This window comes from Desulfovibrio mangrovi, from assembly GCF_026230175.1.
Lineage (GTDB): Bacteria > Desulfobacterota > Desulfovibrionia > Desulfovibrionales > Desulfovibrionaceae > Halodesulfovibrio > Halodesulfovibrio mangrovi.
Genome location: NZ_CP104208.1, coordinates 1,333,888 through 1,359,376, shown reverse-complemented (window position 1 = coordinate 1,359,376; position 25,489 = coordinate 1,333,888). Strand labels below are relative to the sequence as shown.

Genomic DNA, 25,489 nt, shown 5'->3' with positions numbered 1-25,489 from the left:
GAAGACCTTATCCTGCCGCTTTAAGATATGACTGCTTGAGAAGGGGAGAATCCACGCTTTCAGCAAGCAGCAGGTAAATGAAACGCAGGGCGCCAGCCCTGATAACGGACGCACGTTGCGTCCGTTTTTTTATGAGCTCTCCCGCAGCCAGTTCGTGTACGGCCTGCGTGAAGGCCTCAGCCCGATGAACGGCTCTGTGCCTGGCGTCCACCTTTGCATGTCCGCTGGCCGCGATGCGTCTGCAGCGGGTTTCGTCCTGCAGGGCTTCCTGTACGGTGGCAACGAGAATGTCCATGCTGTCTTCCGTATGGACAGGGTACGTCAGCAGGTCCTCTCCATGCGTGAACAGTTCGGGCTGGCCGTTTTCTATCTCCGGCGTCACAAGGCATGCGCCGCAGCCGAGGGCCTCGAAGACTCGGAAATTCAGGTCGTCGAATTCGCAGAAATTCAGGACCAGTCTCGCCTTGGGATACAGCTGGCGGTAATTGCCCCGGGTGACATGCAGGGAGGGAATCCGCTCCTTCAGCTCCTGCATGAACTGATGCCGTTTCGGCGTGGTCTGCGCATTGACCGTGCCTACGAAAAGCAGATCCCATTCGGGAGCATACGGCATGGGCTGGTCTTCGTTCTTGGCGAAGGCGGGGAACCACCAGATGCGTTCCGCCGGGAGGAATTCCCCTGCCATTCTCGGCAGATGATCCTTCAGGCTCATGAGGCAGACGTCAAACCCCTGTGCGTAGAGGGGGTACCAGCTGTGGATGTGGGAATCCACGCAGTAGAAGACGGTGAGACAGGGAAACTTTTCCATGCCCAGTACAAACGGGGGGCGGCTCTTGTCAGCCACGACCACAACGTCCGGCTCCCATCCGGCAAGGGAGACGATGTCTCCCCACCCGAATACGGCAGTCTGTTCAAAGTTGTGCACATGCACTTCCCAGCCGCATGCGGCCAAGGCTCCGGAGAAGAAGGGAGAACCTATCCAGAACAGTTTTTTCATGCAGACCCTTTGGATGGACAGTGTGTCGATTCGTGAATGGGTTAATTGGTGCCCGTTCACGGATGGCTGGAGTCAGTATGGCAAAGTTTGTGCGTTTGTTCAATAATTACGCGACGGTCTCCGGCAGGCTGCTTTGTTCAGGTGGCGCGGTGGTGTGGCGGTGTCGGGAATCGCTTGCAAATTGGCTTCGCTTGGTATCTAATCCCGTCGTTGTTGTCGTTCCAAGGCCCGTCCCTGCGTCAGTTTCCGAAAGGAAAAGGGGACCATATGTCCATTCTGAACCTGAACACCGCCCTTGCCTCCATGCTGGATAAGCATATGGACGCGCTGGCGGCCCGGGAGCGTCTGGCTCCTGAAGACATCATCAAGGGGATTGAGAACGGCACCATGGTGCTGCTCGCCAACCCCAACCACAAGAATGTGGTGCCCACTCTGGTGGGACAGCCCGCAAGCGTGAAGGTTAATGCCAACATCGGCACCTCTCCGCTCAAGAATGACGTTCGCTGCGAGATGGTCAAGCTGCAAACTGCCATCAACGCCGGCACTGATACCGTCATGGATCTTTCCATCGGCGGCGATCTGAACGCCATTCGTGTGGAGATGCTCGACAAGTGCATCCTGCCGCTCGGCACTGTTCCCATGTACGCTGTTGCTCAGAAGTACATTGATGCCGGCAAGGATCCTGCGGAGATCGATCCTGAGGAAATCTTTGCGGAAATCGAGAGCCAGGCACAGCAGGGTGTGGACTACATGACCGTTCACTGCGGCCTTACCCGTCGTGGCGCTGAGTTTGCCACCAGCGGCGATCGCATCATGGGTATCGTTTCCCGCGGTGGTTCCATCCTCGCTCGATGGATGATCCAGAATGATAAGGAAAATCCGCTTCTTACCGGATATGACCGCATTCTTGAGATCGCCCGCAAGTACAACGTGACCCTTTCCCTTGGCGATGGTCTGCGCCCGGGCGCAGGCACCGATGCCGGTGACGCTGCCCAGTGGGAAGAAGTCATGGTGCTCGGTCAGCTTGCCAAACGCGGTCTTGCCGCAGGCGTGCAGTGCATGATCGAAGGTCCCGGCCACGTCCGCATGGACGAGGTTGAGGCCCAGATCAGGGGCATCAAGAAGCTGACCAACGGTGCGCCGCTGTACGTGCTTGGCCCGCTGACCATCGACTGCAGCCCCGGTTACGATCACATTGCCGGTGCCATCGGTGGCGCCATCGGCGTGCGCGCCGGTGTGGACTTCCTGTGCTACCTGACTCCCGCAGAGCATCTGACCCTGCCCTCCATTGAAGATGTGCATGCTGGCGTTATGGCTTCCAGGATTGCGGCTCAGGCCGGAGAGGCGGCCCTCGGGCGTCCCCATGCGGTAGAGCGTGAGCTTGCCATGTCCCGTGCGCGTAAGGCGCTGGATTGGGAAGCAATGTCTACTCTGGCGCTGGACCCCCAGACGGTTGAAAAGCGTCGCGAAGAGCACAAGGACAAGCGCGAATGCGCCATGTGCGGCAAGTTCTGCGCGTACAAGATGGTTGAAGAGAATCCCTCCTGCGGCGACTAGCGATACTGCATCATCGCATGTTGCCGCGGCGCTGACCATGTCAGTTGCCGTATGGTAGAAAAGGCCGGACTCCCGCAAGGGAGTCCGGCCTGATTGTTTTTTGTCCGGGGCGGCTAGAGCAGGTGTGCGTTCACCACGTTCTGCGGGACGCCGGAAAGGAACGCTTGAATGTTTTCCGCCGTGACACGCATGAGTGTTTGCCGCGCCGTGAGCGTGCCCCATGCCAGATGAGGGGTGATCAGGCAGTTGGGGGCGGAGAGCAGAGGATTGTCGGCAGGAACGGGCTCCACGCTGGTTACATCGGTGCACAGCCCGCCAAGCGTTCCGGCTTTCAGGGCTTCGGCCGCCGCCTGTTCGTCTACGAGCGGGCCGCGTGCCGTGTTGATGAGAATGCTGCCCGGGCGCATGCCTGCAATGCGGTCCTTGTTGACGAAGCCCTTGTTCTCCGGCGTGAGAGGGCAGTGCAGGCTGATGACGTCCGAACTGCCGAACAGGGTTTCCAGATCGCAGAAGGAAAAGTTGTCCAGACCGGGGTGCGGCTTGGGGCGGGGAACATACGCCTGCACCCGCATGCCGAAGGCAAGTGCAATTTCGGCAACGCGGCGGCTGATGTTGCCGAACCCGACAAGGCCGAGGGTTTTGCCCGTCAGTTCGATCTGGGTTGAGTTCCAGTAGCACCAGTCTGCGTTTGTGGTCCATTGTCCTTTGCGTACGCTTTCGGAATGATCCGAAACGCGGCGGCACAGTTCCAGCAACATGGCGAATACGTGCTGAGCCACGGCATTCGTGCCGTATCCCGGGACATTCGAAACGGGGATGCCCCGGGCAGCGGCCGCGCGGATGTCCACCACGTCATAGCCGGTTGCGAGAACGGAGATGAATTTCAGATCAGGCAGGGCGTTGATAACATCTTCCGTAAGGCGGGTTTTGTTGGTCAGCAGAACCTGCGCTCCGTTGGCCCTGCCTGCCAGTTCGGAGTGGCTTGTGCGGGGATGGACTTCAAGTGTCCCCAGAGGTTCGACAGCAGTCCACGGATTGTCTCCGGGATTCAGGGTATGACCGTCCAGCACAACTATGCGCATTTGTGACTCCTTAGAAATATTATTGTTGCCAATGAGTTAATTTTTTCTATATGTTCTGTGAAATAATAGAGTGCTTACTGACAGGATAGACTTTCAATTGGTGCGGGTAAAGTGTCTAAGACGGGGGATGCTACTTGAACGTCTTGAGACTGACGAGTGTGATCTTTGCAATTCTGCTGGTCTTGGGTGGTGTGGATGGCGGCAGAATCTGGGCAGCGGAGGACACTCTTAAATTCGGCATGTCTGCCGCGTTTTCCGGTCCCTCCAAAGGGCTGGGGATCGAATTGTATCGTGGAGCGGCCGCATATTTCGACTATATAAATGCGAACGGCGGCGTCTACGGACAGAAACTCGAACTATTGCCGCTTGACGATGGCTACAACCCCACGCCCGCCATTGCCAATACCATTCGTTTCATAGAACAGGACAAGGTTTTTGCCCTGTTTTCCTATGTGGGAACGCCCACTGTTACCCGCATACTGCCTTTGCTGATCAAATATCGTCAGCAGCATGCCTTCCTCCTTTTTCCCTTCACTGGCGCCGAGCCTCATCGTCGTGAACCTTACAGTCAGTATGTGTTCAATCTTCGCACTTCGTACATGCAGGAAACGGAAGCCATTGTGGACCGGCTCGTCTCGCTGGGCAGAAAGCGCATAGCCGTCTTCTATCAGGCCGATGCCTATGGTCGCGGCGGCTGGGATGGCGTGCGACGGGCCTTGGCCAAATATGATCTCAAGCCGGTTGTGGACGTTTCCTATCCGCGAGGAAGCGGAGCCGACTATTCATATGCAGAGCAGGCTCGCATCATACATGAAGCAGGGGTGGATGCGGTTGTTGCCATCAGCACCTATGCATCAAGTGCCGGTTTTGTCCGTGACCTTCGGACGTTGCATGACAATGCTCTCATTGCAAGCGTTTCGTTTGCGGATGGGGATAACCTGATCCGCAGGTTGCATGAGATGTTCCCCGGGGCAGGGGGGCGTTTAGCCGAAAACATCATCAATATGCAGGTTGTTCCGTGTTACGAGGACACAACGCTTTCGGCTGTACGGGAATACCGCAGCGTGATGGATGCCTATGCACAGCTTCCACCTGAAGAATTGAATCCTGAGCAGTATATTCCCCGCCAATACAGCGCCGTGAGTTTTGAGGGGTACCTGAATGCCCGTCTGGTGGTTGAGATGCTCCGGCGGATGGGGCCACAGCCGAAGCGGGCAGACATTCCCGCCGTCATGGAGGGCATGGACAGTCTGAATCTGGGGCTTGATGTGCCCGTGAGTTTTTCCCCTGACCGCCATCAGGGGCTGGACCGCGTCTATTTCATGATGCTGACGGGTGACATGCACATGCCCGTTCGCAACTGGGAACGGTGGCGGTTATGATTCGGTCCAGGCTTTTCCGTAAGACCCTTGTCTTTTTCATTATCCTTTTTGGTGTCGTAGCCAATGTAAGCGCTTTGTACTCCGGTTGGCTTCTCTATAACCGTATTTCACAGGAGTATGAGAGCAAGGCCGTTGCCATAGCCCGTAGCGTTGCCCACTCCGATATCGAGATTGTCGCGAAAAGCGATGCCGCCCACATACAGTCAAAGATCGATCAGTATCTTGATCTGGAAGGGGTGTCCTATGTGCTGGTGACGGATGCGGACGGGGAGGTTTTGGCGCATACCTTCATCCCTGTCATCCCGGACCCGGTTCTTGCTGTCATCAAGCACGACCGCAAGCCGGGGGAACTGGCTGACGACAAGCTTGTTCAGCATATCACGCTTCCGCGGGGCGATGTCATTCATGTGGGTATGCCCATTCTCGCCGGTGCAGGCGGCTATGTCTATATCGGCATGGACCGGTCCATAATCGTGAGGTACATCTGGCAGGCCGCGTTGCAGCAACAGGCGCTAACCATGGTGATTTTTGTGGTCAGCGCCATTGTGGCGTTCCTGTTCATCCGATCCATATCCATGCCCCTGATGAGTCTCACCGAATACGCCAACCGAGTGGCTGCGCATGATTTCTCCGGTTCAATCGACATCAGGACCAAGGATGAGGTGGGAGCGCTGGCCCAGACCATGCAATCCATGTCCCGCGATCTTGCTGCGTTGGTGGGTAATCTGGAAATGGCGGTTGAAGAAAAGACTCAGGAGTTGAGTGAGACGGTCGCTTATATTTCCGCGATCATCGGGAATATAACAGAAGGCCTGCTGGTGGTGGACGCTGATGGCAGGGTGGCCAACTCCAACGCCGCGCTGGAACGCATGTTCGGGTGCTCTGCGCTTGAAGGATTATCCGTGGAGCAGGCCTTTATTCAGGAGCGGAACCCGCACGCCAACGCTGAATTGGTGGGGGCATTGCGCCGGGTTCTTACCGACGGCCACTGTATAACTGAGGCAAGGGCGCATGAACTGGAGACTGTCTGCTGTCGTGTGGACGGTGGTGAGTTCCCGGCTGAAATCTCTCTTGTCTGTTTCGAGCGCGACGGCGTTCGTTCCCTGCTGTGTCTGATGCGGGATGTCACTGAACGGAGGCGTATCCAGGAGAGTCTGCGCAAGTCTCACGATATCCTTGAGCAGAAGGTGGCGGAACGGACACGAGAACTTTCCCGTATGAACTCCCAGCTTATGCTGGAAAACGCCGAGCGTAAGGTTGTGGAGCAGGCGCTCAGGCGCACAGAGGAACGCTATCGTTCCATTTTCGAAAATTCAATAGAAGGTATTTTCCAGACCTCGCCGGAAGGACGTTTGATCAATGCAAATCCGGCATTGGCCCGTATATTCGGTTATGCCTCTCCGCAGGAGATTATGACCGAGGTAGCTGACGTCGGAAAGGACATCTATGCCCGTCCGGAAGACCGCAGAGCCTTTGTTGAGCGTATCGGCTCTGAAGGAAGCATAAGCGACTTCGAGTTCAAGGCCAAACGGCGTTGCGGCGGGGTCATCTGGGTGACGACAAGCGCCAGAACCGTTCATGACCGCGACGGAAGGCTGCTTTATTACGAAGGTTTCATTGAAGACATGACGGTCCGTAAGGAGGCGTTGGAGCGCCTTGAACATCAGGCCTACCATGATCCGCTGACCGGTCTTCCCAACCGACTGTTGTTCCAGGACCACCTTGCCATGGCCCTTTCCCGCGTACAGCGCAGGTTGGATTATGCCTTTGCCGTGCTTTATCTGGATCTGGACCGCTTCAAGATGATCAATGACAGCCTTGGCCATGCGACCGGCGACAAACTTTTGTGTCATGTCTCTACCCAGTTGCGGAGTTGTGTGCGCGAGGTGGATACGGTGGCCCGTTTCGGCGGTGATGAGTTTGCCATTTTGCTGGAAGAGATAACTGCTCCCAGAGAGGCCGTGCGTATCGCTCGTCGTATTCTCGAAACGCTGGGAACCCCGGTCGATCTGGATGGGCACGAGGTGTTCACGTCCGCCAGCGTGGGTATTGTGCTCAAGACAGCACGGTATGCGAACCCGCAAGAAGTGTTGAGGGATGCGGACACGGCCATGTATCGCGCCAAGGAAATGGGAAAGGCGCGGTTCAAGGTCTTCAATCAGCGTATGCATGAAGCTGTTCTGCGGATTATGGCGCTGGAAACCGAATTGCGCAAAGCGGTTGAGCGCAAGGAACTCTATCTGCAATATCAGCCCATCATCGACATTTCGGAGGGCAGAATCTGCGGATTCGAGGCACTTGTCCGGTGGCAGCATGAGACTCTTGGTTTCATATCTCCTGCCGAGTTTATTCCTTTGGCTGAAGATTCCGGCCTGATCGGGGAAATCGGTGACTTCGTGTTCGAGCAGGCGGTTAGCGACCTCAAGAAATGGAATACGCCGGAAGGCATTGCATTGCACGGCGGTCTCTATGTGTGCGTCAACATTTCCGGCAGGCAGTTTATGCAACCCGATTTTGCAGGACACGTGGAATACCTCATTCGCGAGTGGAATGCGAATCCGGAGCATCTGCGCTTTGAGATTACGGAAAGCGTATTGATGGAGCAGGTGAGTTTTGTTGCAGAGACTATCGCACGTCTGCGTTCGTTTGGTGTGCGCATGTGTATAGATGATTTCGGTACCGGCTATTCTTCTCTCAGTTATCTGCAGCGGCTGCCTGTAGACACCATCAAGATTGACAGATCGTTCATTGCCCAGTTGCAGGACGACAAAGAAGGGCGTTCCATCGTGCGCAGCATTCTGTCTCTCGGGCACAGTCTTGGTTTGGACGTCATTGCCGAAGGGGTGGAAAGTCTGCATCAGGAACAGTTGCTGGAAGATATGGAATGCCGCTACCTGCAAGGGTTTTTGTATTCCTCCAGTCTTTCCTGTACAGACGTCGACTCTCTGCTTGCAATGAAAGAGCCTCTGGCATACCTCAGAGTCTCAACCGAATCAGGTGACTTCAAGGACGTTTCCGGTCTATAGTGATGTGGCTGGACTTTTCTGAGTCTTGAGCCGGTCAATACAAGACAGATGTCAGGAGCGGGCTGTTGCGCAGTATCGCGAGAATTCTGATTATCCTCGTGCTGTTCTCTTTGCTTGGGGCAGGGGGAGCGGCTCTTTTGCTTTCGAGGTTGCTGGATACGGAGGCCCTCAGAGCACGCATTGAAACGCGTGTGTCTTCTCTTACGGGCGGTGAATGCAGCGTAGAAGGCGGTATCACCCTCTCTTTCTATCCGTGGCTGGCGCTGGCCCTTGATGATGTGGTTCTGAAAGAGCCGGAACAGGGAACTGAAGTCATCAGGGTAGACAAGCTCTACGCCGCGCTCCGCCTTAAACCTCTTCTTTCCCGTTCCCTTGAGTTTGCCGAGATTACTCTGGCCAATCCTGTTGTCACCCTGCGTACTTCGCAGAACGGGACTGTCCCTTGGCGAACCATGTTGTCCACAGTCTCCCCGGTGGAAGGGCAGGCCGGAGTCAGCGAACCTGATTCCGGGTATGCGCTCAATGCTGTTTCCGTCACTGGCGTTAACATTGAGAACGGATTGTTCGAGTGGATTGATGAATCCGCTGTGTCCGGCAATGGCACAGCGCCTTTCGTGCGGGTTTCCCGTCTTGAATTGGAAGCCGACGTGAACGGAAGAGGCATCTGGGAAGGAAACGGGGTGCTGGAGAGTTCGGTTGCTTCGCTCAATCTGGCCTTTCTGACGAACGGGGCTGTGGATTTTGTTGCCGGAACCATGAAGCCGGATATTGTGCAGAGCTTTCTTTCCGCCAGAGGCAGTGTTGCGGTGGAGGGCCGGTCGTTGCCGCTCTCCCTGGCGACGCGGGCCAAGTATGCTCCCGCAGTGCAGAACGCGGAGTTCAGTCTGCAGGATGTGAATATTGATGGTCTGGAACTCGACGGCGACCTGAGGTTGGCAAACTGCACCTCGCCCGGTTGGCAGCTCTCCGGCAAGGCCTCTGTCCGCAAGTTGAGTCTGCCGTACTGGTTCGCCTTTGGTGAACTGCTGCCCACCAGCCTTCAGCATGCCCTTGATTCCCTTGAAGGTACGCTTTCACTCAGAATGGACCGCAAAGGCCTGCAGGTGGATTCGCTGGACGTGAGCATTCTGGGGATGCCCTTCCATGGCAAAGGGGCGGTGGCAGACTTTAGCCGTCCTGAAATCTTTATTGATGTCGCGGGGCCTTTCATTGATGTGAACAAGGTGTTTCCCGAGATCATGGAAAAGCCGCCGGCAAAGTTTCCCAAGCCTGCACGTCCGGGAAAGGCTGTTTTTTCCGCAGATATGGATCCGGATGATAACCCTGAGGATGACATGGGCTATGACATCCGCGTCAGGGCGGACAAGGCCGTTGCACGCTCTTTCGAGATGGGTGGACTTTCCTTCCGTTGCTGGCCCATGCCTGCAACAGGGACATACACGTCCTATACCGTGGACTCTTTCTACGGCGGTTCTGTTGATTCGCTTCTGAGCATCCGTGATACCATGGGGCTGGATATCAGCGTCAGCAACGTTCGAACCCGTGAGGTGAGCAGGCTTATTACCGGAGAGCCCATTCTTGGCGGCAGACTGAGCGGTAAGGCCTCTGTGAAGTCCGGTGCCCATACCATATGGGGAATGGTGGCTGGTCTTGAAGGCAAGGCCGAAGCGACGTTGAACGACGGGTATATTCAGACAGTCGCCAAGCGAGACGGTACCAAGCCCAAGCATGAGCTGGAAGCATGCTCCATTCGGTTGTCGGGCAAGAGCCAGCATCCCAATCCGGATAATGCGGAGCGATATTTACCCTACTCATGGAACCTGCAACTGGGCTTTGTGCCTCCCCGGGCTCAGGAGCGTTATGATGTGCGGTTGAACGGTCCGGTGATTATTGATTCCCGACGTGCTTTGCCGGTCAAGGTGAATGGGGCTGTGTCCGAGCTGCGGTGGCGCGGTAAGGTGCCCACATTTGGGCAGGCCGTTTCGCAGGATATTTCTTTGACTGGTACGTTGGACTTCGATCTCGAAAGGGAAACCTTGAAGCTTGCCGACGGTCGTCTGAAAACGCCCTATTTGACCGGAGCGTGCAGTCTTTCAGGTGGTAGTCTTCTGGGATCTCCGGTGTGGGACGGGTCTGTGGCAACCGATGAGATTGATTTGCGCAAGACCATTGCTGCTTTCAACGGAACGCTTTGGAACACCGCAGACCTCAGGGCGCTTTCGTATGCCGCGGTGCGCTCCCGCTTTCATGTGGAGTCCGGCAACACATCTCTTCAGGATATGACCATCGGACTTGATAGCAGCAAGATAACCGGCGGCGTGGCCTTTACGCACGGCAAGCCTTTTGTGGCCCGTTATAGCTTCAAGGCAGACTCGGTTGACCTTGATCGGTATTTGCCTCCTTCTGAAAACGGCAAAAAGAGAGCGGCAACGCCTTGGAAGCTGGACTGGATTAATGATTTGGATTTGGCCGGTGAAATTGCCGTGGGCAGGCTCACATACAAGAATCTGGATTTCTCTTCGGTCGCTGCCCGTACGAAGATCGGTAATGGCGTTGTGACGCTGGCTCCTTTCTCATCAGGGTTTTACAAAGGAACGCTTGAGGGAGAGTTTACGGGGCGTGTTGCCGAGGAGCCCGTAGCAGGCACAACTATTCAGAGAAAAGCCCTCAATAGCCACTTTGCCCTGAGGCTCAAAGGTGTGGACCTTGAACATCCGGCTATGCGGCTTGCGGGTGACGACTATCTCGGCGGAACCACTTCGGCAACACTGGACGTGACGGGGATGCTGACCAGCAATGATGATATTCCTGCACGCCTTAATGGTTTTTGGGGATTCGACATCGTTGACGGCTACTACAGCCTGAGCAAGAGCACCAACGGAACGCGTCAGCGCTCCAGTTTTTCCAAAGCATCTGCATCCGGTTCCATGGAACAGGGCGTACTCAGGAACAATAATTTGAAGCTTGATTCGCTGCTCGTATCCATGCAGGGGGCAGGGGATGTGGATCTTGCCCGCAAGTCTGTGGATTATCGTGTAAGCGTAACCTACGCAGAGATACCGACTTTTCCCGTGCGTATCTACGGTCCGTTAAACGATCCTAAAACTTCCATCCGTGGCGCTGAGATATTGCCCCAAACCATTGGAAAGATTGGTGGTGGTGTATTCAACCTCTTCAAACGCGTCATCACTACACCGTTCAAGGCTCTGGAAATGCTGGGCAGGCTGGCCGGAAACGGTACTGTTTCCAAGTAGTCTTTGCTTGCCTTTTCATCCCTCGTTCGTTGTTTTGCTCCTGATATGAAGGGCTTTTGTGTTGGCCTCATGTGCATTATCTTGCACATGAGGTTTTTTTGTGCAAAAAATGACCATTGCCATGAGTGCATATATTGCACAAGCCGAGACGGGAGGTTGGGGTTCTTATTCTCTGTTTCTATATTTTGTTTTATTTTAATATGTTGTTGCCGACTGGCTTGTGCATGCGCAAAGGCGGTCATCATGTGCAGTTTTGGCACGTCTTTTTCATCTGACATGCGCTGTGTGCAACTGGTGAAGTTGCAAGCGCAGTCTGAGGAACGACTGAATATCTAAGCGGGTAGTAAATGGAAGTTGCAGATCTCAATAAAGAACGAAGCACCCTGATAATCGCGGTGATGACTCTTGTGACGATAGGGTTGTCGCTCATCATCTCCACGGGGCAGACCTTGTCCAGACAGGAAGAGGCAGGCGTGCTGCACTTGCAACTGAGTGCCCGTTCTGTTTTGCAGGCTGTTGAAAGCTCGTTGCGCACTGGCATTATCACACGTCCCGACGCCGGATTGTTCCGTCCGGGAACTGCTGAATACTTTCGTGAGCTTGAACGCAGTGGCGAAGTGGTGTTCGTGGGTATTTTGGACGAACGGGGGGGGCGTGTAATTACTTCCCGTGATAGCAGCAGCGAAACCGCCACCATTGTCTTCCCGCCTGATGCTCTCGGTACGTTGCGGGAGCAGGGGGAATGGTCCGGCAGAGCCACCTACGGGAAGGACAAGGTATACGTCTACGCGCGTAATACCGCGCTGGGTAATGCCGCGCGGCAGGATGCCGCCGGTAAGCCTTTACCTTCCTTTCTAGTTGTCGGGCTGGATATGACCAAGCATATGGCCGTGTATCACGGCTTCAGGCAGAACGCCTTGTTTCAGGCTGCCTACATTCTGGCCGCAGCCCTTTTTATCTGGGCTTTGGCAATGGGACTTCTCAAGCGCCGTGAGTTGGCGGGCAAGGCTCTCCAATTGGAGCGCTTTCAGGCCAAGCTGTTGGATAATCTGCCGGATGGCCTGCTTATCGTCAGCCCGAAAAACGTGATCAGGGCGGCTAACCCGGCAGCGCATACCATATTGGATGCCAAGGGGTCGGGCCTTGCCGGTCTGGCGCTGGATCAACTGCCGGACAGCGTGGGCGAGTGCCTGCTGCCGCCTGAAGATGGCGCGGACGCAGGATGGCAGCGTAAGACAGCCAAAGGGACACACCTAGAAATTTTGTCTGTTCCCCTGCGGGAGCACGACGAGGTGGGGGTGCGTCTGGTCATCATCCGTGACAGAACCCGCATGAGAGAGCTGGAAAAGAGTCTGGCCGATGCCGAGAAAATGGCGGCTTTGGGCACTCTGGCGGCAGGCGTTGCCCACGAGATTCGTAATCCGCTCAGTTCTCTTCGCGGTTTTGCACAGTATTTTGCCAAGAAATTCAAGGGCAGCACACCAGATGAAACCTACGCCCAGACAATGATTCGCGAGGCGGATCGTCTGAACCGTGTTATTACCGACCTTCTGTACCTGTCCCGTCCCCGTTCCGTGCAGCCTGCAGAAATCAGTCTGCTGCAACTGGCCGAAGACATCAGCAACCTCGTGCGGATGGATCTGGAAGACAGAGGCGTAACATTGGATATCAGCCTTGAATCCCAATCTGTGCGAGCAGATGAAGATCTCCTCAAACAGGCTGTGCTCAATCTTGTGCTGAACAGCCTGGATGCCCTCACCGAGAGTGGCGTGGAGACAAAGCAGATCCATATCGCGTCCACTTTCGGCGAAGACGGCGTGTGGATATTTGTCCGGGACAGCGGGCCCGGAATGACCCGTGAACAGAAGGAGCAGGCCTTTGAGCCCTTCTTCACTACCAAATCCAAGGGCACCGGATTGGGCCTGGCACTGGTGCATAAGACCATGCGGGAACATGGTGGCAAGGCTCTCATTGAGTCGGAAATAGGACGGGGTACCACCGTGGCCCTGTTCTTCCCGGATAGCGAAGATACTGAGTACGATTGGAGCGCATCGTGAAAAGATTACTGGTTATTGATGACGAACCCGGCCTGCGCCTCATGATGCGCGCCGTCATGGAAGATGCTGGCTGGCATGTGGATGAGGCGGGCTCCGGTGAGGCGGGCATTGATTATCTGATGTACAACGACGCCAATGTCGTTCTGCTGGATATGCGCATGCCCGGTATGAGCGGCAGCGAAGCGCTGGCCCGCATTCAGGAGATTCGTCCCAGTCTGCCTGTAATTATGCTCACGGCCTATGGCACGGTCGGCTCTGCCGTAGAAGCCATGAAGCGTGGTGCGTTCGATTATCTTTCCAAGCCTGCCGATAACGAAGAGCTGGTTGCTGTTCTTGAAAAGGCCTATGAATATGGAAGGTTGTTGTCTGAAAATGAAAATCTGCGCAAGAAGTTGGCCGCAGGTGATCCTTCCGAAAGGATCGTTGGCAGCAGCCCTGCCATGCTTCATTTGCTGGAACTGATCAGACAGGCCGGTCCTTCGGAGGCAACGGTGCTTATCATGGGCGAGTCCGGTACTGGCAAAGAGCTGATTGCCGAAGCCCTTCACGAGGCGAGCCCGCGCTCCCCACATGCACTGGTAAAGGTCAACTGTGCGGCCTTGCCGGGAAACCTTCTTGAAAGCGAGCTGTTTGGCTATATGAAGGGCGCGTTTACTGGTGCCATCAAGGACAAACCAGGACGCTTCCAACTGGCTCGCGGGGGTACCCTGTTTCTCGATGAAGTGGGCGAGATGCCCGTGGAACTGCAGGCCAAGCTGCTCAGAGCCTTGCAGGAGCGCATTGTGGAGCCTCTCGGTGCTGTGCGTCCGGTTGAAGTGGATGTCCGCATCATCGCAGCAACCAACAAGAATCTGCGTGAAGCCGTGGCTCGTGGTGAGTTCCGCGAAGATCTGTACTTCCGTCTTAACGTGCTGGAGATAGTCTCTCCCTCTCTGCGGGATCGCAAGGAGGACATCCCCCTGTTGGTCAGCCGTTTGCTGGATAAGCTGGGCAAGAAGAACCGCAAGGACATCCGTACGGTAAGTCCTGATTTCATGCAGGCGCTTCTGGAGTATGATTGGCCCGGCAATGTGCGTGAACTGGAAAACGTGTTGGAAAGGGCGCTTATCCTTTCCCGCTCCGAGACGCTGGGAACGGAGTCTTTGCCGGCTCAGTTCAGGGCTGGCGAGATGCGGCGCATTCCTTCTGTGGAGCCTGCCCCGTCAGCGTTCAGGGAGGATGTGGAGACCAGTGCCGAGCCCCAGCGAAGCAGGCCGAAAACTCTTGACGATGCCGAACGGATTGCCTTGATGGACGCACTGGAAGCGCAAGGTGGTCACCGCGAAAGAACCGCCGACGCATTGGGGATAAGCCGCCGCACCCTGCAATACAAGTTGCGGAAGTATGGTCTGACCAAGCGAAACTGATCCATGTCCGGCCTTTTTCACCGAAAAGCGGGCCGGAATTGCATATTTCAGACATATGGCCTAGCATGATGCTGTTCTCATAATGGGGGAGGATGAAGTCAGGGGATATGGCGTCGTTGAACCTGAGGTGTTTCCCGTATGAGGAGAAAAGCATGCTGATATTGAACTCCGAAGTCACGCTCACGCGGTTGATGAACGATGCCGCGTTTGTGGGTGAGCTGTATGTGACATTTCTTGATACCCTTGATGCGCGTATCCAGCGTATCGCCAGTGCAATTGATGCCCGCGACTTTGAGGTGCTTCGCAAGGAAGCCCATAGTCTGAAAGGAGCAAGTGGAACCATCAATGCCGATGCTCTTCATGCCTGCGCGTTGGAGCTTGAAGTGGCGGCTCGCGATGAGAATGTTGCTGGCATGGGCGAGCTTAAAAGCAGGTTGCTGGCGATTGTTGCGGATACTACGGATTCCATAAACGCCTGGCTTGCTGTCCATGCTTGATTGGGCTGGCATGAATGAAGCCTGTCTGGTCCTTTTCGGTTGGCGTTGTTATGCTTGATTCGTTGCATTAGGGGGCAATGTGATTTTTTTTCAAAACGTTGATGAAGCCCGCGAGCGGCTGGCCGAAATTGCAGAACAATTGCGCAATGGAGAGATTCATTCCGCGGTACTGCTTCATGACGGTATGCCGGAATCCGTCATTGTTCCGTGGGCGGATTTCTGCCTGATGGTGGAAGCGCTTGAAGCTGTTTCAGGCTCTGCAGGGGACGAGGATGCCGCTGCGGAGAGTGTTTTGTCAGCGGATGCGGATTCCAAACCTGCTTCGGACTCCCAGTCCGCGCCCACTGGTTCTGGTTCTTCATCGCATTGTTCGTCTGGCTCCCTTGTCAGCGGACAAGACGATTCTTTTTCCTCTCAAACACGGGAAAGGAGAGAGTCCCTAAGGCTGGACCTCGATCCCATCCTTCTTGACTGATTCCCACCTTGCGAGTTTGAGCATCTTGGTGATGCCGTCGCCTTATTGTTGTTCCTCTGTCACTGGCATGTAACTTTGCATAACTATCCCTGCAGGATATGGGCGATTCGCTTGTCGCGGACGCTATCTATCCTTCAGGAGGTTCAGGTTATGTCTACTGTGTTGCTACGGGGGTACAAGATCTTTCTGGTCGCATGCATGTTGCTCGGCACCATGCTGGCTGGCGGGGCGGCGGCAGGCGGAAGCGACTACTACTCCGGCAAGGCTGCCAAGTACGTTTTTCTATTCATTGGTGACGGTATGGGCATACCGCAGCAGGTGGCCACCGAGGCATTTCTCGGCAAGGAATTGTCCATGCGGTCGTTTCCGGCGCAGGGAGTGACCACCACTCCTGCAGCAGACCGTTTCATCGTTGACTCCGCTGCTGCGGCCACGGCCATGAGCGCGGGGCAAATAACCAATGTGGGTATGATTGGCCTTGCTCCGGATAAGAGCAAAGTCAAAACCATCGCTGAAATGGCCAAGGAACGCGGAATGAAGGTGGGCATTGTTTCCAGCGTTTCCATTGACCATGCGACTCCTGCGGCATTTTATGCGCATGTTCCGAGCAGATCGCAGTATCACTACATTGACCACGCCATTGCCGAGAGCGGTTTTGACTATTTTGCCGGTGGCGGCCTGAAAGACCCCAAGGGGAAGAAGAAGGGCATTGAGTCCCGCGGTGATGCCATGGAAGCCATTCGTAACGCTGGCTTTACGGTGGTGGATAATCGTGAAGACTTCCTTTCCCTTTCCCGAAAGTCCGGAAAGGTACTGGCCTACAATCAGTGGCTGCAGGATTCCGCAGCGTTGCCCTATGCTATTGACCAGCGCAAGGACAAGGATATTTCGTTGGCCGAGTTTACCCGCAAGGGTATCGAACTGTTGGACAACAGCAAGGGCTTCTTCATGATGGTTGAGGGCGGCAAGATCGACTGGGCCTGCCATGCCAACGATGCCAAGGCTGCCATCATGGACACCGTGGCTTTTGACGAAGCGGTTCGCGAAGCGCTGGCCTTTTACAAGAAGCATCCTGAGGAAACCGCTATCATTGTGACCGGCGACCATGAGTGCGGGGGCATGAGTCTGGGGTTTGCCGGGACGAAGTATGACACCAACTTTGACGTTCTCAAGTCTCAGTGCGTTTCCTTCCAGTATTTCACCGACGATGTACTCAAGCTTTTCAAGCAGGAGAACAAGGGCGATGTGACCTTCGAGGCGCTGCAGCCTTCCATAACCCACTATTTCGGTCTGGAGTTCTCCGGTGATCCCGCAAAGAATCCGCTTGTGCTCAAGCCCTATGAGGTGGAAGCACTGAAGGATGCGTATGCACGGAGCATGCTGGAAGAAGTGGTCAAGCCTGATGGCGACAGCAATCGTCTTTATGGCGGATATGACCCCCTGACTGTTGCGATTACGCATATCGTGAACAACAAGGCCGGACTGGCCTGGACTTCTTTCTCCCATACCGCAGTGCCTGTCATGACCTCTGCTCTCGGCGTTGGTGCAGAGTCTTTTAACAGCTCTTACCATCAGGCGGAAATTGCCAAGAAGATTATGGCGATTCTGGGCAACAAGCCTCACGTGTATCTGGCGGTAAAGTAACTGCAGTGAAGACACGGAATTAATGAACTTGGGCGGTGCAGCGGGGCTGTGCCGCCCTTTGTGCAATTGGAGGCAAGGCTACATGGATCGGATCTGCAATAAAGACCGTATGCTGGTGTTCGTTTTTACCCTGCTTTCGTTTGCGCTGTGGTTTGTGCCGACGGGATTTGAGGGGCGGGTGGACGATAACGCCTTACGGGTTCGCGGCAAAGTTGTTGAGGTGGACAGCGCAAACCTGCAACAGCACGCCATCATCAAGGTTGGTGCGCAGCAATTGATTGTCGAAGTGCTGGAAGGCCCATTGTCTGGAACTCGTTATCAGGTGGTGAACCAGCTTTTGGGGCGGTTGGACTTGGATAAGGTGTTTGACAGGGGAGAAGAGGTGCTTCTGGTGATTACCAGAAACGTGGATGGTTCTGTGAATTCGGTTGTGGCGCAGGACCACTACAGAGTCGGGCTTGAGCTTGGTCTATTTGGTCTATTCTCACTTCTTCTCTTGGCCTTTGGCGGATGGACAGGGGCAAAGGCTTTGCTGTCTTTTATCTTTTCCGGGATGGTCTTATGGAAGCTGTTTGTGCCGGCCTTGCTGGCCGGAGTTTCTCCTGTGCCTCTTGCCTTTGTTATTGTAGCTCTGCTGACTGCCTGTATCATCTTCCTTGTGGCTGGTCCGACACGGCTCGGGGTTGTCGCATTCTCGGGCGCGATGCTCGGGGTGGGAGCCAGTACCGGATTGGCAATGTGGGCTGCCAGTGCTTTTCATTTGAGCGGGGCTGTCATGCCTTTTGCTGAAACTTTGCTCTATTCCGGTTATGCGCATCTGGATATTACCGGTATTTATGTGGCCGCAATATTTGTTGCGGCATCCGGTGCGGTGATGGATTTGGCCATGGATGTTGCTGCCAGCCAGAATGAGATTGTTAATCAGGCGCCTGGTGTTACAACTACACAAGCTCTCTGGTCAGGCGTTCGTGTCGGCAGATCTGTGGTGGGCACCATGACGACAACCCTGTTGCTCGCGTACTCCGGCGGGTACATTACCTTGCTCATGGCCTTCATGGCGCAGGGGGTTCCGCTCATCAATATTTTCAATTTGCTCTATGTCGCTGCGGAGGTGGTGAAAACCATGGTCGGAAGTTTCGGTTTGGTGCTGGTAGCTCCATTCACCGCACTGGTCGGCGCTTTTGTCTTTACCCGGAGCGAGGTTCAGCAGAGGGGCGCAACCAAATCGTTGTCAGGCTGTCCTGAAATCGTCATGGAGAGTTGATAGCCCTTTTGCAAGAAGCTCAGCCAAAAACAGTTTCCCATACCGCTTCCTTTGTCTTGCCCCTCGTGCCCGAGGGGCTTATTTTATTATAGGCACAGGAAAAGGAACAATGACTGCTACGATTCTGACAGGAGGTGCCGAATGGCTGAACTGAAGCGTTTTTACATAGTTATGGGAGATTGTACCGGCTGTGGAGGGTGTGCTGAACTGCAACCGGATTATATTGGGTGGGAAGAAGGCGAAAGCAGGCCGCTGCTGCTGTCTGATGTGGCTCCGGACGACGTTATCAACGAGCTTCAGGCCTTTTGCCCTGAGGACTGTTTTGAATGCGACTCCTGATGCACTCGGTGCCTTGTTGTGACGACATAAAAAAAGGCGCGGGATTGTTATCCCGCGCCTTGCTTTATTTACAGTAGCCTACTTCCAAGTTTTTCCGTCGAAACGGAGTATCTCAAGCTGCCAGAGGCGCTTGACCATCTGGTAATCCTGCTTGGCAAGCATGGGCTTTGTCTCTGCGGAAGCTTCGTAGTGCAGCACAGCATACTTTATCAGTCCCATGAAACGGTTCTTGGCACCTTCTATGGGTTTGACCTGCACGATGAGCGTATCCGGAGAAATATTCTTGTATGACGCTACCCACTTGTCGGTTCGCCTTTCGATGTTGGGCTTTGATTCGGTATAGCAAAGCTTGCTGGCCATGGAGATGAGCCGCGAGTACGCAAAGTCATGCAGGTGATTTCTGGCTTTGACTAAATGGGCAGGTTCAACGGCCTCTTGGGGAGCTAGTTCCTTCTGGGCCGGAGGGGGCGAAGGAGGAGGGCATGAGTTGGAGTTGTTTTGTCCTGCCTCAGTCGCGGCAGGCTGCGTTTGCAGTGTGCCGGTGGAGGGAGCAGGAACTGTAACAGGGGTAATCTGCTGTGTTGCAGAGGAGACTGGGGCTGAATCGGCTGGTTGAACTATCTGCGTTGGCGTTGCAACGTCTGAAGACGGTATCGCCTCCGGCTGGGCTGCAAAGGCCGCCGGGCTTGTCAGGAGTATGGCAAGGCAGGCAGCTACGTAGCCAAGTCGTTTGAGCGATGACAGTGCAATGTTCATAGGCGTTGTTGGTACAATGGAAAAGGCCCGTCAGGCAAGGGCTGACGGGCCTTTAGTTTTTCTTGAGTTATTCGAAGTTGATAACGACGCGACGGTTCAGGCGACGGCCTTCGCTGGTCTTGTTGTCGTACTCGGGTTCTGCTTCACCCTTGCCGAAGGCCTTCATCCGGTCGGCGCTGACGCCTTGCTTGGCAAGGAATGCGCGAACGGACTGGGCGCGGCGTTCGGAAAGCTTCTGGTTGTATGCGTCAGGACCGGTGGAGTCGGTATGGCCGGTCAGAACGATAGTGCCGGGACGATCCTGAATCAGCATGGCAGCTTCAGTGAGAATAGCTGCGGATTCCTGATTGATCTCGGCGCTGTCAAAGGCAAAGTTGACGTTGCGCAGCACGATGGCTTCTTCTTCGGCAGGGGCGGTTTCCTGAGCTGCCATTTCCTGAACGGGAGCGGATTCTTCAACCATACGGTAGAAAACGTCCTGCATGAACTTGTCCAGAGTTACCTCGTTGGCCAGCAGGGCAGGGCCGTCTGCGTATACGGAACAACCGTTGAGAGCGGCAATCTGCTTCAGGGTTTCTTCACCGGCCGGAGTATCGGCAAAGGATACTACGTGCAGGCAGATGCCGGGTTCGGTGCTGTAAAGTACGCGGGCTTCTGCAACGGGATCGCTGCCCCTGTTGGATTCACCGTCGGAAACGAGGATGACTGCGCCTTCGCGCTTCATGGGATGCACGGCGGGCTGTACCTTCATGATGCCGTCGCCCATGGGGGTGTAACGGCCACGGATTTTCTCGTCGGTGCTGATGCCGCCAAGTGCCTTATCCATTGCTACGGAATCGAACGCGCCAAGCGCCAGGCGTTCGCTGTAAGGAGCAAACGTATGCATGGCCGCATCGTACGGCAGGGCGGGAACTTTCTTGTTGACCTTCATCATGAGGTCGCGGGCAAGAACGATCTTCTGCTCGTTAAGGGTCTTGTGCTTCATCATCATGGAACCGGAGTGGTCCATGAAAATGTCGAAGCTGGCAATTTTGGGTTCCATACGCATGGTCGGCTGGGCTTGTGCGACGGCAGTAAGCCCGAGCACGGCAACTGCAATAGCTGCGATGATTTTTACAAGTTTCATTGAAATCTCCTTAATGAAGGTTGCGGACTGTGAAATCGAATGTTTCTAATCTAGCTCAAAAAAAAGGCTTATGACAAGATTATTTGTTATCTGCATGAAACTATCAGGCCCCCATGGATACAAGTCGGGCGTACAGGTCTTCATGGTCTGGGTATTTGATGCCTTGGCCGGTGACAATAATGCTCGGTGAAAGCATGTCTGACTTCGGATCGGCAAGTTCGCGGATAACCCATTGGTTTTCCTCTTTTCCCACCACAAGTTCTTTTTTTTCCCTGTATGCTTTTTTTATGGCAAACAAGACCGATTCCTTGAAATTCACTAGGGCGTCCTCAATGTGAAGATGATATGCAGTATCTGCTGTTTTCTGGGGGGGCTATACATCTTTCAGGGATTATTTCAACAGAAATTACTGTGCTGCCGGAAAGCTGCCATAGCCCTTACTGTATGGCATTGATGTGTAACGGGCTCTTTTTTGATCCGGGCCAAACACGAAATACGCCGAAGGCGGTTCTTGCGGTTGTCCAGACGCCTGTTGCAATCCATACCCATACAAGAGGGGTGGCAGGTTCAAGCAGTGTTGTGGCCCCAAGAATGGCGGCCCCGGCTGTTGCGGATGCGAACATGGCATTTCTGAGAAATCGGAAATCACCCGTACCCCAATGAATTCCGTCAGTGGCAAAGGACAGGGCATTTACCGGTTGTATGAGTGCCGCAATGAGCCACGCTGCGCTGAAGATGGCATAGGACTCCTGCGGGATGAGCAGCCAGGCGATTTGCTGTTTCAAGACGAGCATGGCGACAAGCAGCAGGCACCCTGTTCCAAGGCTCCAGATGCATACGGTTTTTGCCACATTACGAGCGGTGGGTCTGTCATCGCTGCCCATGAAAAATCCGATGAGGCTTTGTCCGCTTATGGCAAAAGCATCAAGGAACAATGCCGTAAAGAAAAAGAACTGTCGGATGGCCTGATGCGCCGCACCGGAGTCTGCGCCTGCCTCTGTAGCCACTCTGGTGGCAAGTAGCAGAAAGACAAGCACCATTCCGGTTCTTGCAAACATGTCTCCACCAATGGAGATCAGACGGCGTACATCGTCGGTGTGTATGGTGCGGCTGAATCCTATATGTTTATGAACAAGGGCCAGAGACCAGATTGCCCCTCCCCATTGGCTGGCAGACGTGGCAAGAGCGGCTCCCTGTACACCAAGGGCAGGAAAGGGGCCGATGCCGAAGATCAGCAGCCAGTCGAGCAGAATATTCAGTGCGTTCACCATGGCGGCGATCAAAAGGGGTGCCTTCATATCCTGAACGCCGCGCAGAGCGCCGAAGCATGAAAACGTGATGAGTACGGCCGGAGCTCCGAACAGCCTTGCCTGCATGTATTCCACCGCCAGAACCAGCATATCTCCCTTTCCGCCCATGGCCTGTGCCGCTGTTTCAAGAAAAGGCCATGCGATAAGCATGGAAAGGATTCCAAGCGTTACTGCCAGCGCTATGGACGCAGTGCACAGGGCCGAAGCGTTACCTGCCTTACCGCTTCCAAGATGTCTGGCAAGTTCTGTCTGTGTTCCTACGCCGAGAAAGTTGAATATCCAGAAGGTCGACGTGAGCACCATGGTGCCGATGCCCAGCGATGCAAGGGCGTCTGCACCCAGACGGGCCACGAAAGCGGTATCCGCCAGTCCTGTGAGAGGCTCGGCTATCAGCGAGATCAGAACTGGAATGGACATGCGTAAAAGGGTGGTATTCGGTGCTGCCCTGTAGTGCTCGGCTGTAGCGGTCATGGGGAAGTCCTTTGGCATGTGTGAAATGTGTTACGGCTGCAAGGGATAGCGGAATTCTCAGCCGGTTAAAAGACAAAATGCAGATAAAGTAAGGGAACTGAGCTGCGTTGGTGTGGAATGTGAGCCTCTTCGTCGTGTAGCCTGTTTCAAAATAGTCGGCCTTAGCGGCCGTTGTTGAAAGGAGATGGATACATGACAGTTTCTTCAAGGGTTATAGTTCACACTTATGTGGGCAACGGGACACAATCGGATTGGCCGATTCTGTTTCCGTTTTTTGCACCGGAAGAGGTGAAGGCCATCCGGACGGATGTGGCAGGAGGGGACAGCGCCCTGGAGTATGGCAGCGATTATTCCGTTGTTCCGTTGGAGGCTGGGGGGACCTGCATCTGTTCGTTGGGTGATGGGGAGCGGTTGACGCTGTTTCTGGAGCTTGAGCCGACGCAGGAGGTGGATCTTCGCAATACCGGTATTCTTGCTCCGGAAATATTGGAACGGAGTCTGGATCGTCTGACTCTGATGGTCCAGCAGCAGCAGGAACAGATCAGCAGATGTGTGCAGGTTGACCGCACAAGTGGGTTGAATCCGTCAGGGTTGCTGTTGAGCATTGACGCGAGTGCGGACAGCTGCATCAGCAGCGCGCAAGCCGCTAGCGAGTTCGCTGGGGCTTCTGCCGGTGCGGCCAGTGCGGCAGGCGCGGCGCGTGATGAGGCTGTGGCTGCGGCTGCTTCCATTGCACTGCCCTTGCACATAGAAGGGGATGCCGGGCGCGGCCTTGTTGCTGACGGCGTTGGCGGCTGGGCGCTTGGCGGCACGGCTGCCGGGTTGAATTCCGGAGCTGCGCCGGAGGACGTGGCGAGGAATGCAGTCGTAAGCAGCCCCACTTCCACACAGGCCATTATCAAGGCTATTACTGGTAATCGTCCCTTCGGTTGGAGTGCTTTGGATTGTGACGCGCCTGTCATGAGTATCGTTGCCGACCGTCTTCCCCTGTTTTCGACCAACTGGAACGGAGGCGCAAGAATCAACGCGAGTTCCCAGTATGTGGAAACAGAGGCATGGAAGCTTTTAAACGGTACTGCTTCGGGAACTAACGATGGATGGGCAAGTGCCTCTGGGACGTTCGTCAATGGGACCGGCGATCAGTGGGTAGAGATCGATTTCGGTATGGTGCGCACGGTGGGAGCAGTGAATATTGCTTCTCATAACAGTACAGACTGGGCAATTCGATTCCCCAAAGAATTTGAGCTGTTGGCTGATGGCGTTGTTGTAGAAAACGTCACGGGCTTTACGGCGGCAGGCCAGGGCGTTTTGCAATCCATCCCGCTTTCCGACCTGATTACGTGCCGAATATTGCGGATGAGAATCACGAGGAACAACGAAACCTCTGGCTCAAACTATGTTGTCTTTGGACGGCTTGAGCCGATCTTTGCCGACCTTTCGCTTGGCCATGTTGGGTTCCCCGCAGGTCTGCAAGTTTCCTACGCCGACAACGGTAGGGTGAAGGTTTCGGAAGTGCTTGGAGCTATGGCTTCTGTTGATCTTGGCTCGGCGGCGGATGGTTTTCACTACCTGTATGCGAATCTGAACGCGGATGGGGCGTTCACCCACTTTGGCTTCAGTGATGTACCAATGGAAGTCGGAACCGAGCGCAAAGGTGTGGATGCTATGCCGCCCTTTGCCGACTACACTCTGGCGGGGTGGGGCACCGCTTCCGCAAGCACCGTCTCTACAAACCAGTCGTACCTTCCTTGGGCAGCGTTCGTTCACGGTGACACGGGCATGTGGTCCTCCAACGAGCTTGGGGGATGGGTGCAGATGCAGTTTACCAAGAAGCGGCGGATTGCGAACATTCATCTGTATGGAGGGCGCAGTACCTTTACCGGCAACGGGGAACCTACGCGCGTGATTGTGCAGGCCAGTGATAACGGTGCTGACTGGACTGACGTAAGTAGCATAACTCCAGCTTGGGGCGGCTATACCATTGGTGGCGGCTACAGAGACGGTGGCATTCATACCATAGACTCCGAGTTTCACTATCTTCGTCTTATGTGCACTGACGGAGTTGTGCGTAACTCTTTGGCATGTCTTGGCGCGATTTTGTATTTCTCCGAAGACCATTTCAATCCGGCGACACAACAGACTCTTGATGTTGACGACCAGTCAATTCGCCGTGTGCCACTCGGAAGCGTGCTCAAAAGCGGCGGGAAGGTTGTTGCCATCAATTGTTATGCGCTTGGTAGGCAGGTAACTGTGCCTGCCAACAACGGGGACATCTGTTTAGACGATACGGACTATCTGTTTCAAACGCCTTTTCTGATTTCTGCTAAGGCAAAAGGGCTGGCGTCTGTAAAGTTTTCTGATGGGCAGTTTCATCCTGTAGTTGCTCATTACATGACGGGCTCTTCCGTTTCTGTTGGTGTAATCGTAGGGCTTGAAGAAGCCTTCGGGGTGCTTGGCGTACCGAACATTCTTGCCAATGCAAGAACTGCCCCGACATCGCAGGGCGGAGCAACGGTAGACGATTCTGGCTATGTTTCTATTACGATAGAGCGAGGGTATTAATATGCCTGTTTATGCATACGTTGGCAAAACCACGCAGATTATCAGCACTCCGTGGCAGCAACCCGCAGGAACTGTCGAGATGATTGAACCATCTCCCGCACCGAATGCTATCGCGCAGGCTGACGGGACGTGGCTTGTGCCTCCGGACCCTGATTTGACACTCGGCGAAGTTGAGAATCTGGTCGGTGTGTTCCCTGTGAGCTACGGCTATGTGTTGGAAAAGCTCGGCTTCGGGGATGTGGTTTAGCACAATATGCAAAGACAAAGCGCCCCGCCGTAAGGCG

19 protein-coding genes are annotated in these 25,489 nt (G+C 54.9%); 13 read left to right on the top strand and 6 right to left on the bottom strand.

What is annotated here, in order from left to right:
* Positions 1–7: 7 nt before the first annotated feature.
* Complete coding sequence (locus tag N1030_RS06240) at positions 8–997, bottom strand: glycosyltransferase family protein (protein WP_265828357.1); 990 nt, start codon at positions 995–997, stop codon at positions 8–10.
* A gap of 267 nt (positions 998–1,264) precedes the next feature.
* Between N1030_RS06240 and thiC the strand changes: the two genes are divergently transcribed.
* Entirely contained in the window at positions 1,265–2,554 is a 1,290-nt protein-coding gene (gene thiC, locus N1030_RS06235; protein WP_265828356.1) for a phosphomethylpyrimidine synthase ThiC, read from the top strand.
* Positions 2,555–2,667: 113 nt separating this feature from the next.
* On the opposite strand, the gene N1030_RS06230 is transcribed toward thiC, so the two are convergent.
* On the bottom strand, positions 2,668–3,636 hold the full coding sequence (locus N1030_RS06230) for a D-2-hydroxyacid dehydrogenase (protein WP_265828354.1): 969 nt from the start codon (positions 3,634–3,636) through the stop codon (positions 2,668–2,670).
* Between the two features lie 158 nt (positions 3,637–3,794).
* Here N1030_RS06230 and N1030_RS06225 point away from each other — a divergent pair, with 158 nt between their 5' ends.
* The 10 genes from N1030_RS06225 (at position 3,795) to N1030_RS06180 (ending at position 18,980) form a co-directional block, all read left to right on the top strand.
* Positions 3,795–5,018 carry an ABC transporter substrate-binding protein gene (locus tag N1030_RS06225; protein ID WP_265828353.1) on the top strand — a complete coding sequence of 408 codons (1,224 nt, stop codon included), beginning with the start codon at positions 3,795–3,797 and terminating at the stop codon, positions 5,016–5,018.
* On the top strand, positions 5,015–8,044 hold the full coding sequence (locus tag N1030_RS06220) for an EAL domain-containing protein (protein ID WP_265828351.1): 3,030 nt from the start codon (positions 5,015–5,017) through the stop codon (positions 8,042–8,044). The genes N1030_RS06225 and N1030_RS06220 overlap by 4 nt, the downstream gene beginning before the upstream one ends.
* A 65-nt stretch (positions 8,045–8,109) precedes the next feature.
* Positions 8,110–11,298 carry an AsmA family protein gene (locus tag N1030_RS06215; protein WP_265828350.1) on the top strand — a complete coding sequence of 1,063 codons (3,189 nt, stop codon included), beginning with the start codon at positions 8,110–8,112 and terminating at the stop codon, positions 11,296–11,298.
* 347 nt (positions 11,299–11,645) lie between these two features.
* Positions 11,646–13,355, top strand: coding sequence for a two-component system sensor histidine kinase NtrB (locus N1030_RS06210; protein WP_265828348.1), 1,710 nt, complete (start codon positions 11,646–11,648; stop codon positions 13,353–13,355).
* On the top strand, positions 13,352–14,761 hold the full coding sequence (locus tag N1030_RS06205; RefSeq protein ID WP_265828347.1) for a sigma-54-dependent transcriptional regulator: 1,410 nt from the start codon (positions 13,352–13,354) through the stop codon (positions 14,759–14,761). Before N1030_RS06210 ends, N1030_RS06205 begins: the two co-directional genes overlap by 4 nt.
* Before the next feature lie 152 nt (positions 14,762–14,913).
* On the top strand, positions 14,914–15,258 hold the full coding sequence (locus N1030_RS06200; RefSeq protein WP_265828345.1) for an Hpt domain-containing protein: 345 nt from the start codon (positions 14,914–14,916) through the stop codon (positions 15,256–15,258).
* A 79-nt stretch (positions 15,259–15,337) separates the two neighbouring features.
* Complete coding sequence (locus N1030_RS06195) at positions 15,338–15,733, top strand: hypothetical protein (protein ID WP_265828343.1); 396 nt, start codon at positions 15,338–15,340, stop codon at positions 15,731–15,733.
* 150 nt (positions 15,734–15,883) lie between these two features.
* A complete protein-coding gene (locus N1030_RS06190) occupies positions 15,884–17,377 on the top strand; it encodes an alkaline phosphatase (protein WP_265828341.1) in 1,494 nt (497 codons plus the stop codon).
* An 82-nt stretch (positions 17,378–17,459) separates the two neighbouring features.
* On the top strand, positions 17,460–18,641 hold the full coding sequence (locus tag N1030_RS06185) for a YibE/F family protein (RefSeq protein ID WP_265828340.1): 1,182 nt from the start codon (positions 17,460–17,462) through the stop codon (positions 18,639–18,641).
* Positions 18,642–18,782: 141 nt separating this feature from the next.
* Complete coding sequence (locus N1030_RS06180; protein ID WP_265828339.1) at positions 18,783–18,980, top strand: ferredoxin; 198 nt, start codon at positions 18,783–18,785, stop codon at positions 18,978–18,980.
* A 78-nt stretch (positions 18,981–19,058) separates the two neighbouring features.
* On the opposite strand, the gene N1030_RS06175 is transcribed toward N1030_RS06180, so the two are convergent.
* The 4 genes from N1030_RS06175 to N1030_RS06160 all read right to left on the bottom strand — a co-directional run bounded on the left by N1030_RS06175 (position 19,059) and on the right by N1030_RS06160 (position 22,643).
* On the bottom strand, positions 19,059–19,340 hold the full coding sequence (locus tag N1030_RS06175; protein WP_265828338.1) for a hypothetical protein: 282 nt from the start codon (positions 19,338–19,340) through the stop codon (positions 19,059–19,061).
* 463 nt (positions 19,341–19,803) lie between these two features.
* On the bottom strand, positions 19,804–20,862 hold the full coding sequence (locus tag N1030_RS06170; RefSeq protein ID WP_265828337.1) for an OmpA family protein: 1,059 nt from the start codon (positions 20,860–20,862) through the stop codon (positions 19,804–19,806).
* A gap of 103 nt (positions 20,863–20,965) precedes the next feature.
* Positions 20,966–21,181, bottom strand: coding sequence for a hypothetical protein (locus N1030_RS06165; protein ID WP_265828336.1), 216 nt, complete (start codon positions 21,179–21,181; stop codon positions 20,966–20,968).
* Positions 21,182–21,299: 118 nt separating this feature from the next.
* Complete coding sequence (locus N1030_RS06160) at positions 21,300–22,643, bottom strand: MATE family efflux transporter (protein WP_265828334.1); 1,344 nt, start codon at positions 22,641–22,643, stop codon at positions 21,300–21,302.
* 192 nt (positions 22,644–22,835) lie between these two features.
* On the opposite strand from N1030_RS06160, the gene N1030_RS06155 reads away from it, so the two are divergent.
* Positions 22,836–25,205, top strand: coding sequence for a discoidin domain-containing protein (locus N1030_RS06155; protein ID WP_265828333.1), 2,370 nt, complete (start codon positions 22,836–22,838; stop codon positions 25,203–25,205).
* 1 nt (position 25,206) lies between these two features.
* Positions 25,207–25,452 (top strand): hypothetical protein, encoded by a 246-nt coding sequence (locus tag N1030_RS06150; RefSeq protein ID WP_265828332.1) that lies wholly within the window; start codon positions 25,207–25,209, stop codon positions 25,450–25,452.
* Positions 25,453–25,489 lie beyond the last annotated feature (37 nt).

What these genes read in the sequence shown, in the direction of transcription:
- N1030_RS06185 (WP_265828340.1), top strand. Translation starts at nt 17,460, where the DNA reads ATGGATCGGATCTGCAATAAAGACCGTATGCTGGTGTTCGTTTTTACC.
- N1030_RS06150 (WP_265828332.1), top strand. Translation starts at nt 25,207, where the DNA reads ATGCCTGTTTATGCATACGTTGGCAAAACCACGCAGATTATCAGCACT.
- N1030_RS06160 (WP_265828334.1), bottom strand. Translation starts at nt 22,643, where the DNA reads ATGACCGCTACAGCCGAGCACTACAGGGCAGCACCGAATACCACCCTT.
- N1030_RS06180 (WP_265828339.1), top strand. Translation starts at nt 18,783, where the DNA reads ATGGCTGAACTGAAGCGTTTTTACATAGTTATGGGAGATTGTACCGGC.
- N1030_RS06190 (WP_265828341.1), top strand. Translation starts at nt 15,884, where the DNA reads ATGTCTACTGTGTTGCTACGGGGGTACAAGATCTTTCTGGTCGCATGC.
- N1030_RS06200 (WP_265828345.1), top strand. Translation starts at nt 14,914, where the DNA reads ATGCTGATATTGAACTCCGAAGTCACGCTCACGCGGTTGATGAACGAT.
- N1030_RS06155 (WP_265828333.1), top strand. Translation starts at nt 22,836, where the DNA reads ATGACAGTTTCTTCAAGGGTTATAGTTCACACTTATGTGGGCAACGGG.
- thiC (WP_265828356.1), top strand. Translation starts at nt 1,265, where the DNA reads ATGTCCATTCTGAACCTGAACACCGCCCTTGCCTCCATGCTGGATAAG.
- N1030_RS06230 (WP_265828354.1), bottom strand. Translation starts at nt 3,636, where the DNA reads ATGCGCATAGTTGTGCTGGACGGTCATACCCTGAATCCCGGAGACAAT.
- N1030_RS06175 (WP_265828338.1), bottom strand. Translation starts at nt 19,340, where the DNA reads ATGGCCAGCAAGCTTTGCTATACCGAATCAAAGCCCAACATCGAAAGG.
- N1030_RS06240 (WP_265828357.1), bottom strand. Translation starts at nt 997, where the DNA reads ATGAAAAAACTGTTCTGGATAGGTTCTCCCTTCTTCTCCGGAGCCTTG.
- N1030_RS06210 (WP_265828348.1), top strand. Translation starts at nt 11,646, where the DNA reads ATGGAAGTTGCAGATCTCAATAAAGAACGAAGCACCCTGATAATCGCG.
- N1030_RS06220 (WP_265828351.1), top strand. Translation starts at nt 5,015, where the DNA reads ATGATTCGGTCCAGGCTTTTCCGTAAGACCCTTGTCTTTTTCATTATC.
- N1030_RS06170 (WP_265828337.1), bottom strand. Translation starts at nt 20,862, where the DNA reads ATGAAACTTGTAAAAATCATCGCAGCTATTGCAGTTGCCGTGCTCGGG.